Source organism: Sphingomonas sp. CFBP 8760 (assembly GCF_014841615.1).
In the GTDB taxonomy this organism is placed as follows: domain Bacteria; phylum Pseudomonadota; class Alphaproteobacteria; order Sphingomonadales; family Sphingomonadaceae; genus Sphingomonas.
Window position 1 is genome coordinate 239709 of record NZ_JACYUG010000005.1, and the last position, 16502, is coordinate 256210.

Annotated in this window: 19 protein-coding genes; all 19 read right to left on the reverse strand. The window is 65.6% G+C overall.

The window, feature by feature from the left end:
• Position 1 precedes the first annotated feature (1 nt).
• Entirely contained in the window at positions 2 to 1390 is a 1389-nt protein-coding gene (locus IFT82_RS09055; protein WP_199860415.1) for a conjugal transfer protein TraH, read from the reverse strand.
• 68 nt (positions 1391 to 1458) lie between these two features.
• Complete coding sequence (locus IFT82_RS09060; RefSeq protein WP_446740951.1) at positions 1459 to 2373, reverse strand: conjugal transfer protein TraF; 915 nt, start codon at positions 2371 to 2373, stop codon at positions 1459 to 1461.
• Complete coding sequence (locus IFT82_RS09065) at positions 2348 to 2698, reverse strand: hypothetical protein (RefSeq protein ID WP_192125972.1); 351 nt, start codon at positions 2696 to 2698, stop codon at positions 2348 to 2350. The genes IFT82_RS09060 and IFT82_RS09065 overlap by 26 nt, the downstream gene beginning before the upstream one ends.
• 37 nt (positions 2699 to 2735) lie before the next feature.
• Entirely contained in the window at positions 2736 to 4517 is a 1782-nt protein-coding gene (locus tag IFT82_RS09070) for a type-F conjugative transfer system mating-pair stabilization protein TraN (RefSeq protein WP_192125973.1), read from the reverse strand.
• Entirely contained in the window at positions 4518 to 5261 is a 744-nt protein-coding gene (gene trbC, locus IFT82_RS09075) for a type-F conjugative transfer system pilin assembly protein TrbC (protein ID WP_192125974.1), read from the reverse strand.
• A gap of 12 nt (positions 5262 to 5273) precedes the next feature.
• Complete coding sequence (traU, locus tag IFT82_RS09080) at positions 5274 to 6320, reverse strand: conjugal transfer pilus assembly protein TraU (protein ID WP_192125975.1); 1047 nt, start codon at positions 6318 to 6320, stop codon at positions 5274 to 5276.
• Positions 6317 to 6583, reverse strand: coding sequence for a hypothetical protein (locus IFT82_RS09085; protein WP_192125976.1), 267 nt, complete (start codon positions 6581 to 6583; stop codon positions 6317 to 6319). Before IFT82_RS09085 ends, traU begins: the two co-directional genes overlap by 4 nt.
• Positions 6580 to 6852 (reverse strand): hypothetical protein, encoded by a 273-nt coding sequence (locus IFT82_RS09090; RefSeq protein ID WP_192125977.1) that lies wholly within the window; start codon positions 6850 to 6852, stop codon positions 6580 to 6582. The genes IFT82_RS09085 and IFT82_RS09090 overlap by 4 nt, the downstream gene beginning before the upstream one ends.
• Positions 6852 to 7490 carry a type-F conjugative transfer system protein TraW gene (gene traW, locus IFT82_RS09095; RefSeq protein ID WP_342355079.1) on the reverse strand — a complete coding sequence of 213 codons (639 nt, stop codon included), beginning with the start codon at positions 7488 to 7490 and terminating at the stop codon, positions 6852 to 6854. The genes IFT82_RS09090 and traW overlap by 1 nt, the downstream gene beginning before the upstream one ends.
• Positions 7487 to 8029, reverse strand: coding sequence for a S26 family signal peptidase (locus IFT82_RS09100; protein WP_446740952.1), 543 nt, complete (start codon positions 8027 to 8029; stop codon positions 7487 to 7489). Before IFT82_RS09100 ends, traW begins: the two co-directional genes overlap by 4 nt.
• A complete protein-coding gene (locus IFT82_RS09105) occupies positions 8019 to 8735 on the reverse strand; it encodes a type-F conjugative transfer system protein TrbI (protein ID WP_192125979.1) in 717 nt (238 codons plus the stop codon). The genes IFT82_RS09100 and IFT82_RS09105 overlap by 11 nt, the downstream gene beginning before the upstream one ends.
• A complete protein-coding gene (locus IFT82_RS09110) occupies positions 8732 to 9073 on the reverse strand; it encodes a hypothetical protein (RefSeq protein ID WP_192125980.1) in 342 nt (113 codons plus the stop codon). Before IFT82_RS09110 ends, IFT82_RS09105 begins: the two co-directional genes overlap by 4 nt.
• Positions 9074 to 9078: 5 nt before the next feature.
• Positions 9079 to 11661, reverse strand: a complete 2583-nt coding sequence (gene traC / locus IFT82_RS09115) for a type IV secretion system protein TraC (RefSeq protein ID WP_192125981.1) — start codon at positions 11659 to 11661, stop codon at positions 9079 to 9081.
• Positions 11658 to 12629 carry a TraV family lipoprotein gene (locus IFT82_RS09120; protein WP_192125982.1) on the reverse strand — a complete coding sequence of 324 codons (972 nt, stop codon included), beginning with the start codon at positions 12627 to 12629 and terminating at the stop codon, positions 11658 to 11660. Before IFT82_RS09120 ends, traC begins: the two co-directional genes overlap by 4 nt.
• On the reverse strand, positions 12626 to 13486 hold the full coding sequence (locus tag IFT82_RS09125; RefSeq protein WP_192125983.1) for a DsbC family protein: 861 nt from the start codon (positions 13484 to 13486) through the stop codon (positions 12626 to 12628). Before IFT82_RS09125 ends, IFT82_RS09120 begins: the two co-directional genes overlap by 4 nt.
• The gene (locus IFT82_RS09130) at positions 13473 to 14807 is read right to left on the reverse strand and encodes a TraB/VirB10 family protein (RefSeq protein ID WP_192125984.1); all 1335 of its coding nucleotides are present in this window, start codon (positions 14805 to 14807) and stop codon (positions 13473 to 13475) included. Before IFT82_RS09130 ends, IFT82_RS09125 begins: the two co-directional genes overlap by 14 nt.
• Positions 14808 to 14810: 3 nt before the next feature.
• Positions 14811 to 15629, reverse strand: coding sequence for a TraK domain-containing protein (locus IFT82_RS09135; RefSeq protein ID WP_192125985.1), 819 nt, complete (start codon positions 15627 to 15629; stop codon positions 14811 to 14813).
• Positions 15626 to 16198, reverse strand: a complete 573-nt coding sequence (locus IFT82_RS09140; protein WP_192125986.1) for a type IV conjugative transfer system protein TraE — start codon at positions 16196 to 16198, stop codon at positions 15626 to 15628. The genes IFT82_RS09135 and IFT82_RS09140 overlap by 4 nt, the downstream gene beginning before the upstream one ends.
• 1 nt (position 16199) lies before the next feature.
• The gene (gene traL / locus IFT82_RS09145; RefSeq protein WP_159512612.1) at positions 16200 to 16490 is read right to left on the reverse strand and encodes a type IV conjugative transfer system protein TraL; all 291 of its coding nucleotides are present in this window, start codon (positions 16488 to 16490) and stop codon (positions 16200 to 16202) included.
• Positions 16491 to 16502 lie beyond the last annotated feature (12 nt).

Sequence of the window (16502 nt, forward strand, 5' to 3'; positions counted from 1 at the left end):
CTTAGTTGAGGCCCTGCGCGCTCAAACCGCGCGAGAAATTGAGCGACGCCGCCATCGCCGGCGACATGCTGTTCTGAAGGGTGGACTCCAGCATGACCGACTTGTTGATGAGCGCGATCGTCTGCTCGAGCCCGCCCTTCAGGGCGATATCGCGTTGCGCATAACGGGCACGCGCCGCGGTCAGCTGGTCACGCCACATCTTGCCCATCTCGGCATCGGCCGGCTGGACATAGACGGTAGCCTGACTGATCCGATCGAGCATGTTATCGATCATCGCGGACAGAAGGTTGACCGCGACGATCTCGGCCAGCGCGTTGGTCTCGCCATCGGCGAAGTTCTGGTGCGCCATCGCCTGCACCGCGAGCATCTTGTAGAGCGGCAGCGTCGTCATGTTGAGAAGCTGCTGTTCCTGCGCGTCGAGCGCGCTGTCGGTGCGGATCTTGCCGTTGATCGAGGTGATGAGGTTCTTGATCTTGGTGCGCAGGCCCGGACCCGGCCGCAGATCGTCCTCGGTCATCTCGAGGCAATTTTCATCCTCGCAGTGCAGGATCTTGACCGGCGTACCGGTGCCGGCACCATCGAGCAGAGCGGTCACCACCGCGTCTTCCGCCGGCCCGACGAAGCCCACTTTCGAGCCTTCCTTGGCCTTGGGGTTGATGACGATCGTGCCGACCAGCGTCATCAGCAATTCGGAGAACTGCTTGTCGCTGCCGAACTTATTGCTCTTCTTGATCGCATCCCAGGTGTAATTACGCGGCGCACCGGGGATTTTGTCAGCCATCGTCGGATCGGTATTCCCGTCCAGCGTCGCGGTCTGCTCAGCGTCATCACCACACTTTTGCCGCGAGCGGGCAAAGTCCGAGAACCGACCCTGGCTGTTGCCCACCGTCGCACAGATCGTGTTACGGGCCTGCGACATCTTCGGCCAGAGCCCGCCGACCAGCCCCTGCGCGGCTTCGCAGGAGCTGATGTTCATCTGGTTCATCTGCTGCGCCTTGTTTGCCATGCCATCCATGACCTTGCCGATTTCGGGTGACACGCTGTCGATCGCGAGCTGGAAGGCGAAGCCCAGCGCATTGTTGGCCGTCGCCTTCATCATTGCCACCATCTCGGCGCCGTTGATGAACGAGAAGGAGCCGGTGAAAATGTCGATGCCGCCACAGCCGGCCGTGGCCTTGGGCATCTGCAGGTTGAACGGCTGGATGTTCTTCTGCGGGAACCGCGCCCAGACGTTGCCCATCGAATAGTAGCCGGCGGTCTGGCCCTGATAGGCGCTCGGGCCGGTGACGTTGGCCGCGCCACCTGCGTCCTGAAAGAAGTCGTTCATCGCGCCGGCGACGTCGGCACGGGCAATGTCGACCGGCACCATGCTGGCGGCACCAAGGCTCATGGCGACCGCAGCGGTCCGACGCAGAAAGGCGCGGAGGCGTGAGGGGCGGGGAGAGGGGGTGTTGGCCATCAGAAGTCACCGCCGGGCCTGGAGTTGGTGAGCGTGAAGATGCGCTCCATCACTTCGTCGGCCGACATGACGCCGAAGCCGATCGGCACCGTCTTGCGGGTGACGGTGTCGAACAGGACGAGCGCCGGCGTTGCCAAGGGCACGCCCATGCGCTGACGCTGGCCGCTGTCGACGACGTAATTCGGGAACTGGCGGCTGGGGCCGCCATCGGTCGAGACCGCCATGACGTTGATACGGTGGCTATCAGCAACCGAGCGCAGGATCGGCGAGAAGACCTCGCAGGCGGCACAGGACTGCGCGAAGAAGTAAAACATCCCGTAGCGCTGGCCGAGCCGTGACAGCACCTGGTCACGAGTGGCGGAGCGGTTGTCCGACCATGCGCGCTTGGCGATGGTGGAGACCGGCCGCTGCAGCGTGTAGTCCATATCCGGGTTCTGCCAGAGCGCCCGCTGCCAGGTGTCCGAGAAAGTCGACGCACGGTCGAGCTGCTCGCGCTGATAGCGAACATAGGCGATGACGTTTGCCTCGGTCGGCTCCAGGATCGCGCGCGCCTTCAACTCGTCCAGCTGGCGGGTGATCGCCTTCAGCCGTTCGGTCGAAGACACCTGCGGCTGCGCGGATGCCTGCGGCGCCGACGGCTTAGCCTTCGGCCTCTCGCAGTAGAACCACTGGCCGAGCTTGCGCTCGCCGCAATAAAAGTCGTCGCCCTGCTGCTGCTCGCGAACGTCGCTCGCGAACGCGGGCTGCACGACGGCGTCGCTGGCCCGTGCGTCGTCGTCGCCGACCGCCTCCGCCATCGCTGCGCTTTGCAGGTCCATCGTTTGTGCGGCTGCCGGCGCGACCGTGGTCAGCAGCATGAGGAGAGAGGCGGCAACCCGGCCGCTGCGCTTAGTCCTGATCGTCTTCATCATCATGCTCCCCGTCGAGCTCAATCATTGCGAGTTTGAGAACTGACATCATCGCGGCGACATCGAGCATCCGCGTGCCCTGATCGAGCATCCGGACGATGCCGCGTAGATGGCTGCGGCCGTGCTTGCGGCCCTTGATGGTGGCGCGCATGCCGGTCTCGCGGCGGACCAGCCAGCCGGCCTCCGCCATGCGTGGAAACGACTGCTCGACCTCGCGTGGATCGATGTCGCACTTGAACCAGTGCGAGATGGTCTGCGCGATCTCGCCCGCCGAGGTGCCGCGACCGGAGCGGTGGATACGCAGGAAGATGGCGAGATCGAGCACCGACATGTCGATCGCGCACGGCCCCCCCGGGCCCTCCACATCATTAGCGCCCGTGAAGATCATAATACCCCTGAATCCTGGTTTGAATGTCGGCCATCACGGAGACTTCATCGGGCAGTTTGGCTGCATCCATGAACTCGGCGTAGACTTCTGAAAAATCCATCTGGCTAAGGTCGAGGCGCTGGAACTCCTCGATCGTGAACCCCTTGCAGGTCTCATCCTTAGGCTTGGCCCAGGCCTTGCCGATCTGCTTGCGGCCTTCGACCTGAAGGATGCGGCTGAGCTTGCTGCCGAAGCAGCAATAGGCATCCTTGGAGGTGACGCAGACGCCCAGCACCTTGTCGGAACAGTAGGACCCGACCTTGTGGCAGAGCCCCTTGTCGTCCTTCTCATCGAGCTGCTTCTCGGCCGAACTGCACAGCCACGGCGTCAGCAGCGGCACGCCGCTGCCCGAGCAACAATTCGACGCACCGAAGATCTTCTTGGTGCAGGTGCCGCGCTCGCCCGAGAACACGGTGAGGTTGGCAGGATCGAACTGCTTGCCGGCGTCGCCGATCGCATGGAGTGCGACCAGCGCATCCTTGAACTCAGTCGACGCCTCCCGCTCGATCGTCTCGCAATTGCCGTTCAGGCAGTAGACGTCGCCGCCACAGACATACTGCTTGTCGGTCGGCGCCTTATCGTCGGGAAGCGGACAGCTGTAGACGCGCTGCGAGACCTGACAGGCCCCGCTCTGCGGTTCGTCGAGGCATTCATCGCGCAAGAAACTGCACAGGCGGTTGCCATCGAGGGCGCTGCAATCGCTCGCCGGGGTCAGGCGCTGACAGGTGAAGGTGCGCGACCACGCCCAGCAGGACTGCGTCACCGGTACGCCGTCGATCGTCCGCGTCTCGGGGCCTTCGGTGCAGACCTCGGCCGCCTGCGGCACACAGCTGGCGTCGGCCGCCAGCGCCGGGCAGGTGCCCTCGTTGCGACCGATGGTGACGCTGCGCAAGCCTTCCGTCCGGTAGTAGGGCGTGCCGGCCTTGGAGTTGAAGTGACCCTCTAGTGGCCCCGCCGGCAGCTCGCTCGAGCAGGACACGGTGAAGGCCTGGCTGCGGATGTTACGCTTGCAGAAGCGGCGATAGCCTTCGACGTCAGTGCCGCCTGCACCCATCTCGATCTGCGCATCGCAGGCGTGCATGGTGACGCCGGTGGCGCGGCAGACGCCGGCCGCGACCTGTGCGTTGAGAAAGGCCTGCGGCGCCAGCATGCTGACGTTGGTCGCGCCCCAGTATTCGTAGCGCAGCGTGTTGACGACCGTCGGCACGACGTTGCCACGGCAGCTTTCCGCCGCCTCGCTGACCTTGGCGCCCTGGTTGCAGGTCGCCTCATAATAACCCTTGCCGCCAACCGATGGCGGCAGCGGCGTGCAGGTGCCTTCCGTCCCGCCAATCGACTGTCCACCAAGATAGGCTTCGGGATCCTTCTCGATCAGCGTGCCGCGCGAGGTGGCAGCAAGGATTTCGGCGTTGCTGAAGCTCGGCCGGGTGCGGCCCTTGTCGGTGACGGTGCCGAACGCGTCGTTGGTGCCGGCCTTCATGCCACCATCGGCCGCGAGCCGGTCGGGATCGTCGAAATAGACCTTCTCGGGCAGATCTGTGCCACCATAATTGGGCAGCCCCGACAGCTTCGCCTCGCTCGGCCCCAGGCTTGCATCAGCGCGCATCGCCTTGCCGAGGTCGTTACCTTGCTTGCGCGCCTCCTCGATCGTCGTCTGCGCGACGACGCCGCTGGTGGCGCCGGCGAGGACAGCGAGCAGCAAGGAGACGGCGACGCGCTTCACCTAGGCGCCCTTGGCCATGTTACGCAGCGCGACCGACGAGACGCCAGCGCCAGGACCACGGCCGGCGACGAAGGTGTCGAGGACGTAGCGCACCGACACGTTGCCGGTGATGCGGTCATGCGCCGGCACCACGGTCTTGCAGGCAAGGCCGGAGCAGAGATCGAAGTCGGAGGAGACCGCGACATAGGTCGGCACCGCCTGGACGTCGAAGGCGCGGAACAGGCGCGGATCGATGCCGACATTGGCGAGCTGGTCCTTTTCGTTGACGACCTTCGCCAGCATCGCGCTGAACTGCTTCATCGAATTGCCCGGAAAGCCGCGGAAGACGACGACGCCGCCCGCCTTCGACGTGTCGGCGATCAGCTGGCGCAGCGCCGGGATCGGCATCGACAGGCTGGCAAACGCGATGAACTGCGGCGCCTCACCGCGACCGGTCGACGACACGTTCTGGCTGGCACCCTTGATGATTTCATCGAAGTCGAACGCGCCGTCGCCGTTCATCGGCAGATCGGCCTTGGCGAGATTGACGAGGTTGCCGGTAGCCTTGGCCTGCACCGCGACAGCTTCCTCGCGGAAGGCATCGCCGCGATTGCGGATATGCTCGGCGAAGACGTCGGCATCGCCCTGCATGGCGGCAGCGCGACGCTTGATCGCCTCGAGGTCGAGGCCATCGACGGTCTGGGCGATCGCCTGGATGCCGGCGAAACCGGCAAGAGCGGCGATGACAATGGTGAGGCGGCGCATATCAGTGTCTCCTCAAAGCACGCAGCAGTTGCGCTTGCGCCAGACGAGGTAACCCATGTCCTCCCCCTTCACGGGGAAGGCGCGACCGGCCTGGGGCGGCATGGTCGAGGCACCGAGCGGCAGGCAGGCAGCCTTGCCGTTCACGGTCGGGATCGGGTTGACCATCTGGGTGCGGTATTGCTGCTTGCGCAGCACCGGCATCGGGTACTTGTTGCACAGGCCCTTGGAGCCCATCGTGCCCCAGGCGAGGCCTTCGCGGTGGATCTTGAAGGCAAAGCGGGCAAGGGCGAGACGCGACGCCTGCACATGCCCGATCGAGGCGGAGATGTTGCCGTTGACCGGATACATCGGCCCCTGGCAGCCCGCGCACCAGAAGGTCGCATCGAGCGGCAGCTTGGCGGTGGAGGCGATGCAATCGCCGGCACACGCGGCCTGCGCGATCGGCGACGAGAACAGCACCGCTTCGGGGTTGATGAGCGCGGTCAGCGACTCATCCTGCCAGAGCGGATCGACTTCGGTCATGTAGGCGATATCGAACGACGCCGCCTCGAAACAGGCGAAGTCGGCGAGGATCTCCATCCAGTACAGGAGCGGATAGACGTACCAGTGGACATGCCATTTGCTGGTGTTCTGGCCGTTGCCACCCACCTGCGACGGCCCGGTCATCTGGCCCTGGCCGATATCGAAGCCCGGCGAAATCTTGGTCCCGCCGAGATTGACGAAGCACCACGGCTTGGTGGTCACATCAGCGAGACGGACCGGCTCCCAGAAGCCGGCCGAGATGCCGATGCGCGGCACCGGGCTGCCGCAGGCACAGACTGGCAGATCGGGGTTGTCGGTATCGGGCCGCGTGCTTGGCCAGATCTTCAGCGCGCCGACCGACAGCGGGAACATGCACGACCAGCAGACGTCGGTGATCGGATTGACGAACTTGCCGGTGCAGGTCGACTTCGCCGCTGGCACCGCGGGCGCGGGTGCCTGCGCATCGGCGCGCGGGCTGAGCAGCACCGATACGAGGAGGAAGGCCAGCGCTACCGCGAGCAGGCGCAGCGTCTTCATGACCGGACCTTCAAGGCAGCGAGCTTGGCAACACCGACATAGACGCCAGCCAGCACCGCGATATTCAGTGCGACAAAGTGCAGATCACGGGCGGTGATCGTCACATCGGTCGGATCGAGCCATTCCGCGATCGCGCAGCGAATGACGAGGGCGACAAAGAACAGATGAACGACGTTCAGCCAGAGCAGGCATGAAGCGAGAAACTTCAAGCCGCGTCCCCACCCGCTAGCCGGAACGGTCTGAAAGTCAGCGAGCTGGCTCACGCCTCCTCCGACACCGCAGCGTCGAGGAAGGCGTTGTCCGCCCGGTTCTTCCGGAAGACATAGAGGGCGGTATGCAGCGCGGTGGTGATGAGCAGCGCCGCCACCACGAACGACGCGGGGCGGCCGAACAGCCGCACCAGCGGCGAGATCGCCAGCACGCCGATCGCGGAGAGGACGCACAGAACCTGAAACGTCCGGCGCATGGCGCGCAGGTCGTCGGTCTCAGGCGCCGCCATCGGCGTGCGCAGCAGGTCGAGCCAGAGCGGCATCAGCTGTTTCCCTTGAGCTTGATTTCGGAGAGCTTCATCACCCGGCCGTCCTGGACCGCGATCGCGGGGGTGTGACGGATGCCGAGCTTGCCGGTGAGGCGACCTTCCTGGTCGAAGTAGAAGCGGCGCTTACGGGCGGTCATCTCCTCGATCGGCGAGCCGTTCACGAGGATGATCTTGGCCTTCAGGTCGCTGTACTGACTGGTCGCCCAGGCCATCTCCGCGGCGCTGTCGCCGTTGACGAAGATGAGCGCCTGCCGGACAACGGTGAAGTCGAGCGGGTTCACCGCCTGGCCACGGCGGGCGATGTAATTGCCCTTCTGGTCCTGCACGTCGTGCTCGATGAAGATCGTCGGGTCATAGGCCCATTCGCGCGTCTCGGTCGCGGCAGTGATGCCGTCGACCGGCTTGGGCCGGCGCACGCGGGCTTCCGCGCGGCGCGCGAATTCGGTGTTCATGCGATCGATGCCACCGGTAGCCTGCAGATGCTGGAGCTTGGCTTCCATCGTCGCGAGCAGATCAGGCTCGATGATCGGGAACGCCTGCCCGACGACACCGTGGTCACGCGCACGGGTCGCCGAGGTCAACGACACCGACAGCAGCGCGACGATCGCAAAGGACTCCAGCGTCCGGTTCACAGGATCGGTTGCCCGACGCCGACGATCTTGTCGGCGCATGCGTAGCCGATCGCGGCATAGCGACTGTCGAAGCCGTCCTTATGCGGGCTGCCGACATAGTAGCAGCCTTGCGGGATCACGCCGGTCGGACCCGCTACCAGCGTCTCGCCCGACCTGGTGACCGGCTTCATGTGGCTGACCAGCTTGCCGGCGACGAACACGTCGGCGCTGCGGTGGACGACGGTGTCACCCGGCATGCCGTAGACGATCTTGCCGAACATCTGCTTCTTTGCACCGAAATGCTTGATGACCAGCGGCACCGCTGGCGGCACGAAGAACACATACTCGCCGCGCTTGGGCACGGCGGTCTTGTGGATCACGAACGCCCAGTTCGGCAGCGATTCCGAGGCGTTGATGAGCAGCCCGTGGGTGTCACGCCACTCGGTGATGGTGTTGAACGCCATGCCGCCAGCGATGAACAGGCCAATCGCCGCCCATAGCCGCTTGCGCGGCCGGAAGCCTTCGGCCAGCGCCGGCAGGGTGGTGGCGTTACTGGACACCGGGGCCTCCGAACGTCGAAACCGACGCGCCACCTGCGGACGGATCGACCGCTGCCACGTCCTGTCCTGCGGCCGGGACTGGCATGTCCGCGAAGGGGTTGGGAGCCGGTGCGACCGGAGCAACTTGCGCGGTCGCAACCGGCGTGATCGCCGGCGCGGTCGGGACCTGACCCTGCATCATCGCGCCCATCTGGGTCGGCGTCGCCGGCATCGGCGCCTTCAGCCCCGAGGCATAGACCGCCTTGGCGACGTCGGCAGTGATGTCAGGCACGCTTTTGGAAAGCACCGCCTCACCGACGAGGATAACCTGGCCATCGGCGCCGCGACGCTGCAGCTCGGTGTCGAGTGAAGCCATGAAGGCGCGCATCTGCGCCTGTATCTGATCGGGCGGCGTGGCACTGCGCGCCTGTGCCTGGACATATTCGCCAACGATCCGCGACAGGTCCGCCTTGACGATCTGCTGCGGCTTGTCGGCGGTCATCGCCCGCGTCACCCACATCGCCCAGACCAGCGCGACGAGAATAGCAGCACCGATGGCGAGCTGGCCCGCGCTGTAGCCGGCAAACACCGGTTTACGCTTGGGAAGCGCGACAGCGGCAGAGGTCGCAGCAGGGGTTGCAGCGGGGCGAACAGGCGTGCGCGAACGGGGGTCGATCCCCAGATCGTGGTCGATCGAGCTGTCGTGAAATCCGAGATTGTCGCTCATGCGGGGCGCTCCTGGCGGCCAGCGTCACGCGGCAGGATGGCGTGACGACGAAAGAAGATGAGCGCGGCGCTGAGCACCATGTGGACCCCGCCGACGATCAGCTTGAACTGGTCGACGCGGGTCCCGTCCGCGGCGAGGTAGCGGCTGGTCAGGTTCTGGACGTGGTTCATCATGCCATCGAGCGAGAAGCCGCCGATCGCGAGGAAGAACAACACGAACAGGCCCCACGTCATCAGCAGCGTGGTGGTGAGGAAGCCCGCCATGTGCAGGCCGAAGTAGAGGCCGTACCCGTAGTCGACCTTGCGGCCGCTGCGGGACACCTGAAGAACGGTAGCCATGCTGGTCACTCCGCGGCGATCGGCAGCGCTTCATCGGCGCTGGGATCGGTCCATTTTTCGGGATTGTCGGGATAGGCGACCCGCTCGATCGCCTCTTCCATGGTCAGGCCTTGGGCCAGCAGGTCATGGATGGCGGCGAAGGTCTGCGGCGACGACGAGTAGACCGTCGCCGAATAGGGATCGAGGACGAGGCGGCCGACCGCCAGCGTCTCCGGGCCCTTGATCATCACGTCGGAATATTCGGAGCCCTGCCGCTTCAGCGAGCGGAGCAGCGCGTCGGTGTAGTCGTCCATCTCGAAGCGGTCGTGCTTCTTGAAGTCGGCGATCGTCTCCGCCTTCTGCTGCAGGATCACGAACCAGTCCGAGTTCTCCAGCGCCGCCTTGGAGCCATCCGACTTGTAATAGTCGTTGAGGCTCTGGGTGGCGGTGATCAGCGACGCGCCGTATTTGCGGCAGGTCCGGGCATAGGCTTCGATGAAGTCGGCCATCGAGCCGCCCTTCAACATCTGCCATGCTTCATCGAGCAGCAGTGCCTTGGGCACCGAGCGGTCTTCGCGGCGCATCGCCTGGCTGGCCATGAACATGATCGCGGTCAGTGCAACCGAGCGCAGCTCCTCCCGCGACGACAGGTCGGACAGCTCGAACACGGTGAGCCGGTTCTTCAGCTCGAACGAGACCTCGCCCTCGAAAAAGCGGCCATAGGTGCCAGTCGACGAGAACGGCCGCATCGCAATGCCGAGATCGATCGCGATCTGGTTCTCGGTGGCGTCCAGCGCGGCGATGACGTCGTTGATCGAGCCCTGCCGGCCCTTGGCCGCCCAGACCTCGTTGATCGCGCCGTCGATGAGCCCCCTTTCCGTATCGTTGAGCTTGTCGATGTGGCGCGCCATCTGGTTGACGATGCTTTTCAGCATCGCGAAGCAATCCATGAGGTAATCCTCATCGGTCTCCGCCAGCACCGGGTCGATCATCGAGAACGGGTTGATGCAGAAGGCCGAGGACATCGTGAACTCGACGAACGCGCCGCCCTGCAGCTTGCAGGAATGCTCGAACGAGCGGCCGTCATCGATCACGACGACCTTGGCGCCGGAGCCGACCATCGAGGAGCAAATCTCCTGCAACGCCACCGACTTGCCTGAGCCGGACTTGCCGAACACGGCGACGTTGTGGTTGCCGGCGGTGTTCTCGAACGGCGACCAGAAGAACGGCTGGCCACGCCGACCGATCAGCATCAGGTGCGGACTGTTGCCGCCGAGATACTCACCCTGCAGCGGCATCAGGCTGGCGGCCGTCGTCGTCAGCACCGTGCGCAGCCGCTTCATGTTCTTCAGGTCGAACGACAGACCATTGGCCATCGTCATCGGCATCGCCGCGAGCAGGCCCTGGATCTGCAGATAGCGATCGTCGAGCAGGTCCCAGCCTGCTGCCCGGTACACCGACTTCAGGATGCGCTCGTTGGCATCGCCGTTGCCCTTGGGGCTGAACGAGGTGACCGAGTAGAACGCCTGCACCAGCTTCCTGCCCTGGCGCAGCTCATCCTTGACGAAGCCCCACTCCTTCGACTGGTCGTGCAGCTGCGGCAGCATCCGCGCCGACTTGCTGTCAGCGAGGCTGGTGGTGCGCATGAACTTGCGGCCGGCGCGCTGGCCTGCGGCTTCCGCATCCGGGAAGTCGAGGCACAGGTTGGTCGAGACCGGGCAGGGCATGCGCAGCTTGTCGGCGAACATGTCGCCGATGAGCTTGGCCATGTCCCACGGCGCCCAACGCTGCGGCAGGTTGCGGACCGAGAAGGAGCGGACGTCGAACGTGTCCGGATAGATCTCGCCGATCTCGGGGGCGTTATCGACGGTCTTGCCGGTCGGCCGGAAACGCTCGGTACGCAGCAGGATGCGGTCCGGCTCGATCTTCATTTCCAGATCGTGGCGCACCGCCTGATCGGCGATCGAGTCGAACGGATTGTAGGTGATCGTGTCGTCACCCGGCGCCGTGGTCGGCGAGGTGATGTCATCGATCCACGAGATGAGGCCCTTGGGATCGACCGCGCGGGCATGGACGCCGAGCGATTCCAGCGCCGAGATCATGCCTTCCATGACCGAGATGATCTCGTCGTTCGACACCCGGCTCGATTCCGGGGTCGAATAGGAGATGCCGAGGCGATGATTGCGCAGGCAGAAGGGGGCCGAGTTGGACAGCGACTTCCAGACGCCGCCCATCAAATACTCGGTGCGGTGCCGGGCCATGCGCTCGTAGATGCCCGACGCCGAATAGCGCGGCATGTACCACTGCGAGAGCTTATCGCTGATCCGCGGGCTCATCCAGCCATGGACCTGCAGCGCACCCGGCGTCGGGATGCCTTCGGACAGCAGCTGCGCCAGCATCTCATGGCTCTGCTCGGTCGCGCCGATCATCGGCGTCGCCTCGAGGAAGAAGCCGCGCGAGGCGCTGTTGTAGTAGAGCTTGGTATTGGGATCGTAGCCCCGGTAGGGCAGCCAGTGGACGAACCGCGGCACCGCGGTGTCCGGACGGCCATTCTCCGGGACCTTGGCGTCGCCGAGGATGGTCGAGAGCAGCCAGCGAAGGATCTTCATTGGTCCACTCCAGGGAACGAGGATGCGCGCAGCACCGGCAGCGGGCTGGCCGACTTGGCCGCCTCACGCGCTTCCGGCTCGGCACGGGCGAGCCCCGACCGGATCGCAGGATTGCCCGCGACCGACGCGATTGCGGCGCGGCCTGCCGGCGTAGCGTACTTAGGCACCGCGATGCCCGAGGTCGCAGAGATCGCCACTGGCGCCGAAGTGGCCGCAGCGCTTGGACGGACAGACTCGGATGCGGGGAGGGGTTTAGGCGCGGTCGTCATGCCGACCGCGACGGGGGCGATCGTGGCAGGCCGGACGGTAGTAGGCACGGCGATCGGCGCTTGCACGGCGGATGCCGTCGGTGCCGGGCGGCGCGCGGTCCGCGACAGCCGGCGCGCCACCTGATCCTTGATGTCGCCAACCGGGTCTGCCTGCGCACGAGCGGCCGCAACAGCCGCAGCGCTCGGCAGGTCCGGATCAACGCCGGCGTCACCGTCTGAAACCAGCGGCTGATCGGCGCGGTCAATCGCGGCGAGCAGCGTGTCGCCGCCCGTTGCCGCCCGCACCTGCGCCGGCGTCGTCGCGACCGCATTGCTGGCCAACGCCTGCTGCCAGTCGCCGCGCTCGACCACGGCATGAACCGCAGTCTGTTCGTGCAACCGACCGGCCGCATCGATCTGTGCCGGGAAGACGATCCGCAGCACCCGCTCCTGGCTCCGCGCCGGAGCGACGGCAGCGGTGTCGAAGCCGCGACCCTCGGCGCGCGGCGCGGTGTACGGCCCGGCAGGCGTAATCAGGCGATCGCCGTCTTCGCCGGAGATCAGCGCGAGCGCGCGATCGTCGATGAACGAACTCGGCGCGCAGATGCCGTCGGGGGCGCGACACGAGAAGCTGCCCTTCGCATTGCCGTCGAGCGTGGTGCAACCGCTGACCGCGGCACTGCCGGCGAGAACCGCGAGGAGGAGGCGGGCGCGGCTCACGACTTGCTGCCCGCGATGAAGGCAGCGACCAGCTCGGCCGAGCGGAAGCCCTCCATGACCGCGCCGTCGCCGCGCACCAGCACCGGCGTGCCAAGCAGGCCGTTCGCCTTGGCGAAACGCTCATTGGCGTCGAGGCCGGAGGTGTCGCAGCTTGCCGAGGTGCCGAGCGGCTCGCGGGCATAAGCGCTATGCAATGCCTTCACCCGGTCCCTGGCGCAGTAGACCTGGTTGGACAGCGCGCGGGTACCCAGCGCCGAGATCGGCCGCTCGACCACCCGCACGTTGAGTGACACCAGCGCGTTGCTGAGCGCCTTGCAATAGCCGCACTCGAAGTCGCTGAAGACGGTGACCGTCTTGCCCTGTGGGTTGCCCCACACAATCGCGCCGTCCTTGGGCAGGGCAGCCAGCGACAGATGCTTCGGCGTCGTCGGCGCTGCCGGCCGATCGGCGCTGGTCAGCGGCGCGTCGCCTCGATCGGGCGCGGCGTTGGCCTTGGCGGCCCCGCCGACCAGGGTGTCCGGATTGATTTCGAGCAACCGGGTGGCGGTCAGGTCCTGACGCGTCTCCATGTCGTAGACCCGGCCGATGACGAGATAGCGGCCGCTACGATCGACGTAGAACAGATTGCTGCCGGCGGTAACCTCACAAAGGCCGTCGACCACGGCGCAATCGACCTTCGACACCTGCGTCTTGGGCAGGCGGGCCTCGAGGCGTTCGGCGACCTTGGTGTCGCCGGCGCTGCCGAAGTTGGCGGCCATCGCCATGCCGGCAAACGCGGACGCACCGGCAAGTGCGCCGACGACGCCGGTGAACAGCGCGCTCCGGACGCGCCGACGCGGGTTCTCAGTTGCGGACATAAACACCCTCCAGGAAGACGATTTCGACGTCGACGCCGGTCGGCATTTCGATGACCGGCTGATACTGCTCGGCGCGCTCGATCAGGTATTTGGAGAGGTCCTTGCCGGACTCCTGCGCGCCGCCACCCAGCGCGCGCAGGCCGACGTTGCCGAGGTTGGGCGTGTGGTTGATGCCACCGTTGCCATTGGCGCTGATCGTCGCCACCGGCGCGGTGAAGGCTGAGTTGAGCGCGGTGCCGGCCCCGCCGACGAGGCCCGCGAAGAACGCCTGCATCGCCAGCGAGCCTTCGCGGCTGACGACACGTCCACGCACGCCGGTCTTGCCGCCAAAGGCGATGAAGCCCTTGACCTCGGACTCCGCGTAGCGCCCACCCGGCTGTGGGCAGGTCATCTTCTGGAGCTTGATGTAGACCTTCTCGCTCGACAGATCGCCGCGGGCGGCACCGTTGATGAGGCAGCCCTGAATCTTTGTCGTCAGCAGCTTGCCGTTCTGCAGCACCGAGCGCGCCGGCCCGGTGATGCGCAGCACGACGGGCAGCGGATCGGCCTGGCTGTTGACGCCGGCCGAGGCATCGACGCCGACCACGACCTTGGCGGAGGCAAAGCTGTTCGCCGGCAGATAGTTGGGGCTATCGGTATAGATCGTGCTGCCCTTCGCTACCTTGCTGGCCGGACCGGTCTCGGCCGAGCCGAACGACACCATCTTCACTTCGCTGAGCCGGGCGGGCGCGGGCGCTAGGCCGGGGCCGGCAGCGCCGGGATTGCCGTACATGGCAGCACTGCCCGGACCGTACATCGCTTGCCGTCCCGGCATCGGCGCCGGTGCTGCGGCTCGCTCGTTGACCTGTCGGCGCAGCTGCTCGTTCTCGGCCTGGTAGGCGGAGACGACGCGCGTACCGTCCTGCGACATCGAGGTGTTCTGCGCCCGCAGCGCATCGACCTGCTCGGCGAGCTGCGCGAGACGGGCATTGGTGCCGTCGACGCCCTTCAGCTGGTTCTCGGTCGACTGGAAGCGGTTCTCGGACTGCGCCATCCACTCCTGCTCGGACTTGGTCTTGTTGGTCATGTCGCTGACCGAGACCGTCTTCTTGTCCGCGCTGTCGGGGTCGATCTTCTTGACCGCGTCATCACCGCTGAAGATCCAGAAGGACGACGCCACCAGGACGACGCCGCAGCCGGCCGCGAGCTTCATCTGCTGCTTCTTGCGGGTCTCGATGTTGCCATCGAGTTCGGACGCGACCGGCGAAACGCCGTCCGCGTCGCCAGCTTCCGGTGCGTCGAGGGCCTTGCGCTCGCGATTGAAGATGTTCTTGAGGCCCATGGCTTAGTTTCCGTTCCGCGAGACGAGGTAGGCGGTCGTGACCCGACCCGGCGTGAGCTTGGGCTCGGCGATCGACACCGCCAGCGCGCTGGCCGGCGCCACGCTGGCCTCGGTCAGCGTCGCCTCGGCGGTGCCCTTGTTCTCGATGCGCAGGACGCGGCCGGTCATCGCCTCGCCGCGATACTCCGCGATCATCTGCACCTTGAGGTTGCCGACATAGACCGGCTTCAGCGAGCGCTGGCGCATCTCGAAGCCGTCGACCGACTTGTTGGCGTACATCGCCTGCACCAGCGTCACCGCGGCTTCTTCCGGCGTGGACGTCTGGGCGATCTTGGTGGTGGTGCCGGCTTCGACTGCATCGGCCTTGGCGATCGCGGGGTTCGAGACGAACACCTGCACCGCCTGGTCGCCGCTGATCCGGCACTGGAACTTGTAGACGTAGCCGCGCTTCGACGTGCCGAAGAACGACAGCACCTGCCGGCCGAAGCCTTCCGGCACCGACAGGTAGATGTCGCCGCGCACCGGCTCGTTGACGACCGAGAAGTCGTCCGCCGGGTTGCCGGTGTTGATCTTGGAGACCCCTGCAAACTCATCGCCGACGAGGCTGATGCGGGTGAGGTCCTTCGAGGACGCGGTGCATGACACCTGCGCGCCGTCAGCGGCCATCAACGTCTGGTCGCCAGCAGCAAAGGCCGGCGCTGCGAAGATGAAGACCGCAACGGCGATGAGGGCCAAGCCCGCGATGCGGCTCAGCCAGCAGAAGGTGCGGGTGGAGAGGGCAGTGCCGAGCGCGGCACTGCCAAATGCGTAGATCGCGGTCACATCGCGGCTCCCGGTCGGGTCTTGGGTTGGACCATGCTGAAGCCGACGAGCTTCAGGGTCATGCCGGCATATTCCCAGTCGTAGACGAAGGTGCGCTGCTCGGAGGAGACGATCTTCTGACCGATCACCGTGTTGAGCTTGCCCGACACGGTCGACTGGAGCGCTTTGGGATCGATCTCCATGCCCTCCAGCGTGAAGTATTGCGACATGCTCGAGCCGCGCTGTTCGTCGACGATCTTGAGGAGGTCTGCCTTGATCGCGCCCTGCGACTTGGGCGACACGATCGCGAGGACCGACTTCATCCAATAGTCGAGGCTGCTGGGGGTGCGGTTGAGGGTCAGCACCGCGGTATCGCGGGTGATGAGCTCGAGATATTCGCGCGATACGCCCGACGTCGACAGCGTGACCGGCGAGCCAAGTACTGGCTGCAGCACGATCTCGCGGCTCCGCGTCGCCGACATCAGAAGCAGCAGCGCAATTACGCCGGCGAGGACCAGCGCGGCGATGCCAAGCAAATTACGCTGGCGGAGGACGCGCTGGGATTGCGCGTGCTGGTAGGAGAAATCCATGTCAGCCCACCATCAGTCGAAGATAGGAAGGTGGCGTGGCCTTGAGCGACGGAAAGCCGCCCGGCAGATGCCAATAGGCCAGATGGATCAACCACGAAGTCGCCCGTCCCGCCTTGGCCCTCCTCAGGGCCCACCAGCCCAGGACGGCAAGGCCGATCCCGATGACGATGTGTTGGGACAGGATCCCCCAGGTGAAGGGGATGACCATCGCGAGGAACTCGTCGAGCGTCCAGAACCCGATCAGCTCAGGATCGTCGAGATGCGATGGGATCACGTACTTATCGGCTGACATCACGCCACCTTC

Excerpts from the sequence above, each read along its gene's own strand:
- IFT82_RS09055 (WP_199860415.1), bottom strand. The coding sequence starts at position 1,390 with ATGAGCCTTGGTGCCGCCAGCATGGTGCCGGTCGACATTGCCCGTGCC.
- IFT82_RS09060 (WP_446740951.1), bottom strand. The coding sequence starts at position 2,373 with ATGATGATGAAGACGATCAGGACTAAGCGCAGCGGCCGGGTTGCCGCC.
- IFT82_RS09065 (WP_192125972.1), bottom strand. The coding sequence starts at position 2,698 with ATGTCGGTGCTCGATCTCGCCATCTTCCTGCGTATCCACCGCTCCGGT.
- trbC (WP_192125974.1), bottom strand. The coding sequence starts at position 5,261 with ATGCGCCGCCTCACCATTGTCATCGCCGCTCTTGCCGGTTTCGCCGGC.
- traU (WP_192125975.1), bottom strand. The coding sequence starts at position 6,320 with ATGAAGACGCTGCGCCTGCTCGCGGTAGCGCTGGCCTTCCTCCTCGTA.
- IFT82_RS09090 (WP_192125977.1), bottom strand. The coding sequence starts at position 6,852 with ATGCCGCTCTGGCTCGACCTGCTGCGCACGCCGATGGCGGCGCCTGAG.
- IFT82_RS09105 (WP_192125979.1), bottom strand. The coding sequence starts at position 8,735 with ATGAGCGACAATCTCGGATTTCACGACAGCTCGATCGACCACGATCTG.
- IFT82_RS09110 (WP_192125980.1), bottom strand. The coding sequence starts at position 9,073 with ATGGCTACCGTTCTTCAGGTGTCCCGCAGCGGCCGCAAGGTCGACTAC.
- traC (WP_192125981.1), bottom strand. The coding sequence starts at position 11,661 with ATGAAGATCCTTCGCTGGCTGCTCTCGACCATCCTCGGCGACGCCAAG.
- IFT82_RS09125 (WP_192125983.1), bottom strand. The coding sequence starts at position 13,486 with ATGTCCGCAACTGAGAACCCGCGTCGGCGCGTCCGGAGCGCGCTGTTC.
- IFT82_RS09130 (WP_192125984.1), bottom strand. The coding sequence starts at position 14,807 with ATGGGCCTCAAGAACATCTTCAATCGCGAGCGCAAGGCCCTCGACGCA.
- IFT82_RS09140 (WP_192125986.1), bottom strand. The coding sequence starts at position 16,198 with ATGGATTTCTCCTACCAGCACGCGCAATCCCAGCGCGTCCTCCGCCAG.
- traL (WP_159512612.1), bottom strand. The coding sequence starts at position 16,490 with ATGTCAGCCGATAAGTACGTGATCCCATCGCATCTCGACGATCCTGAG.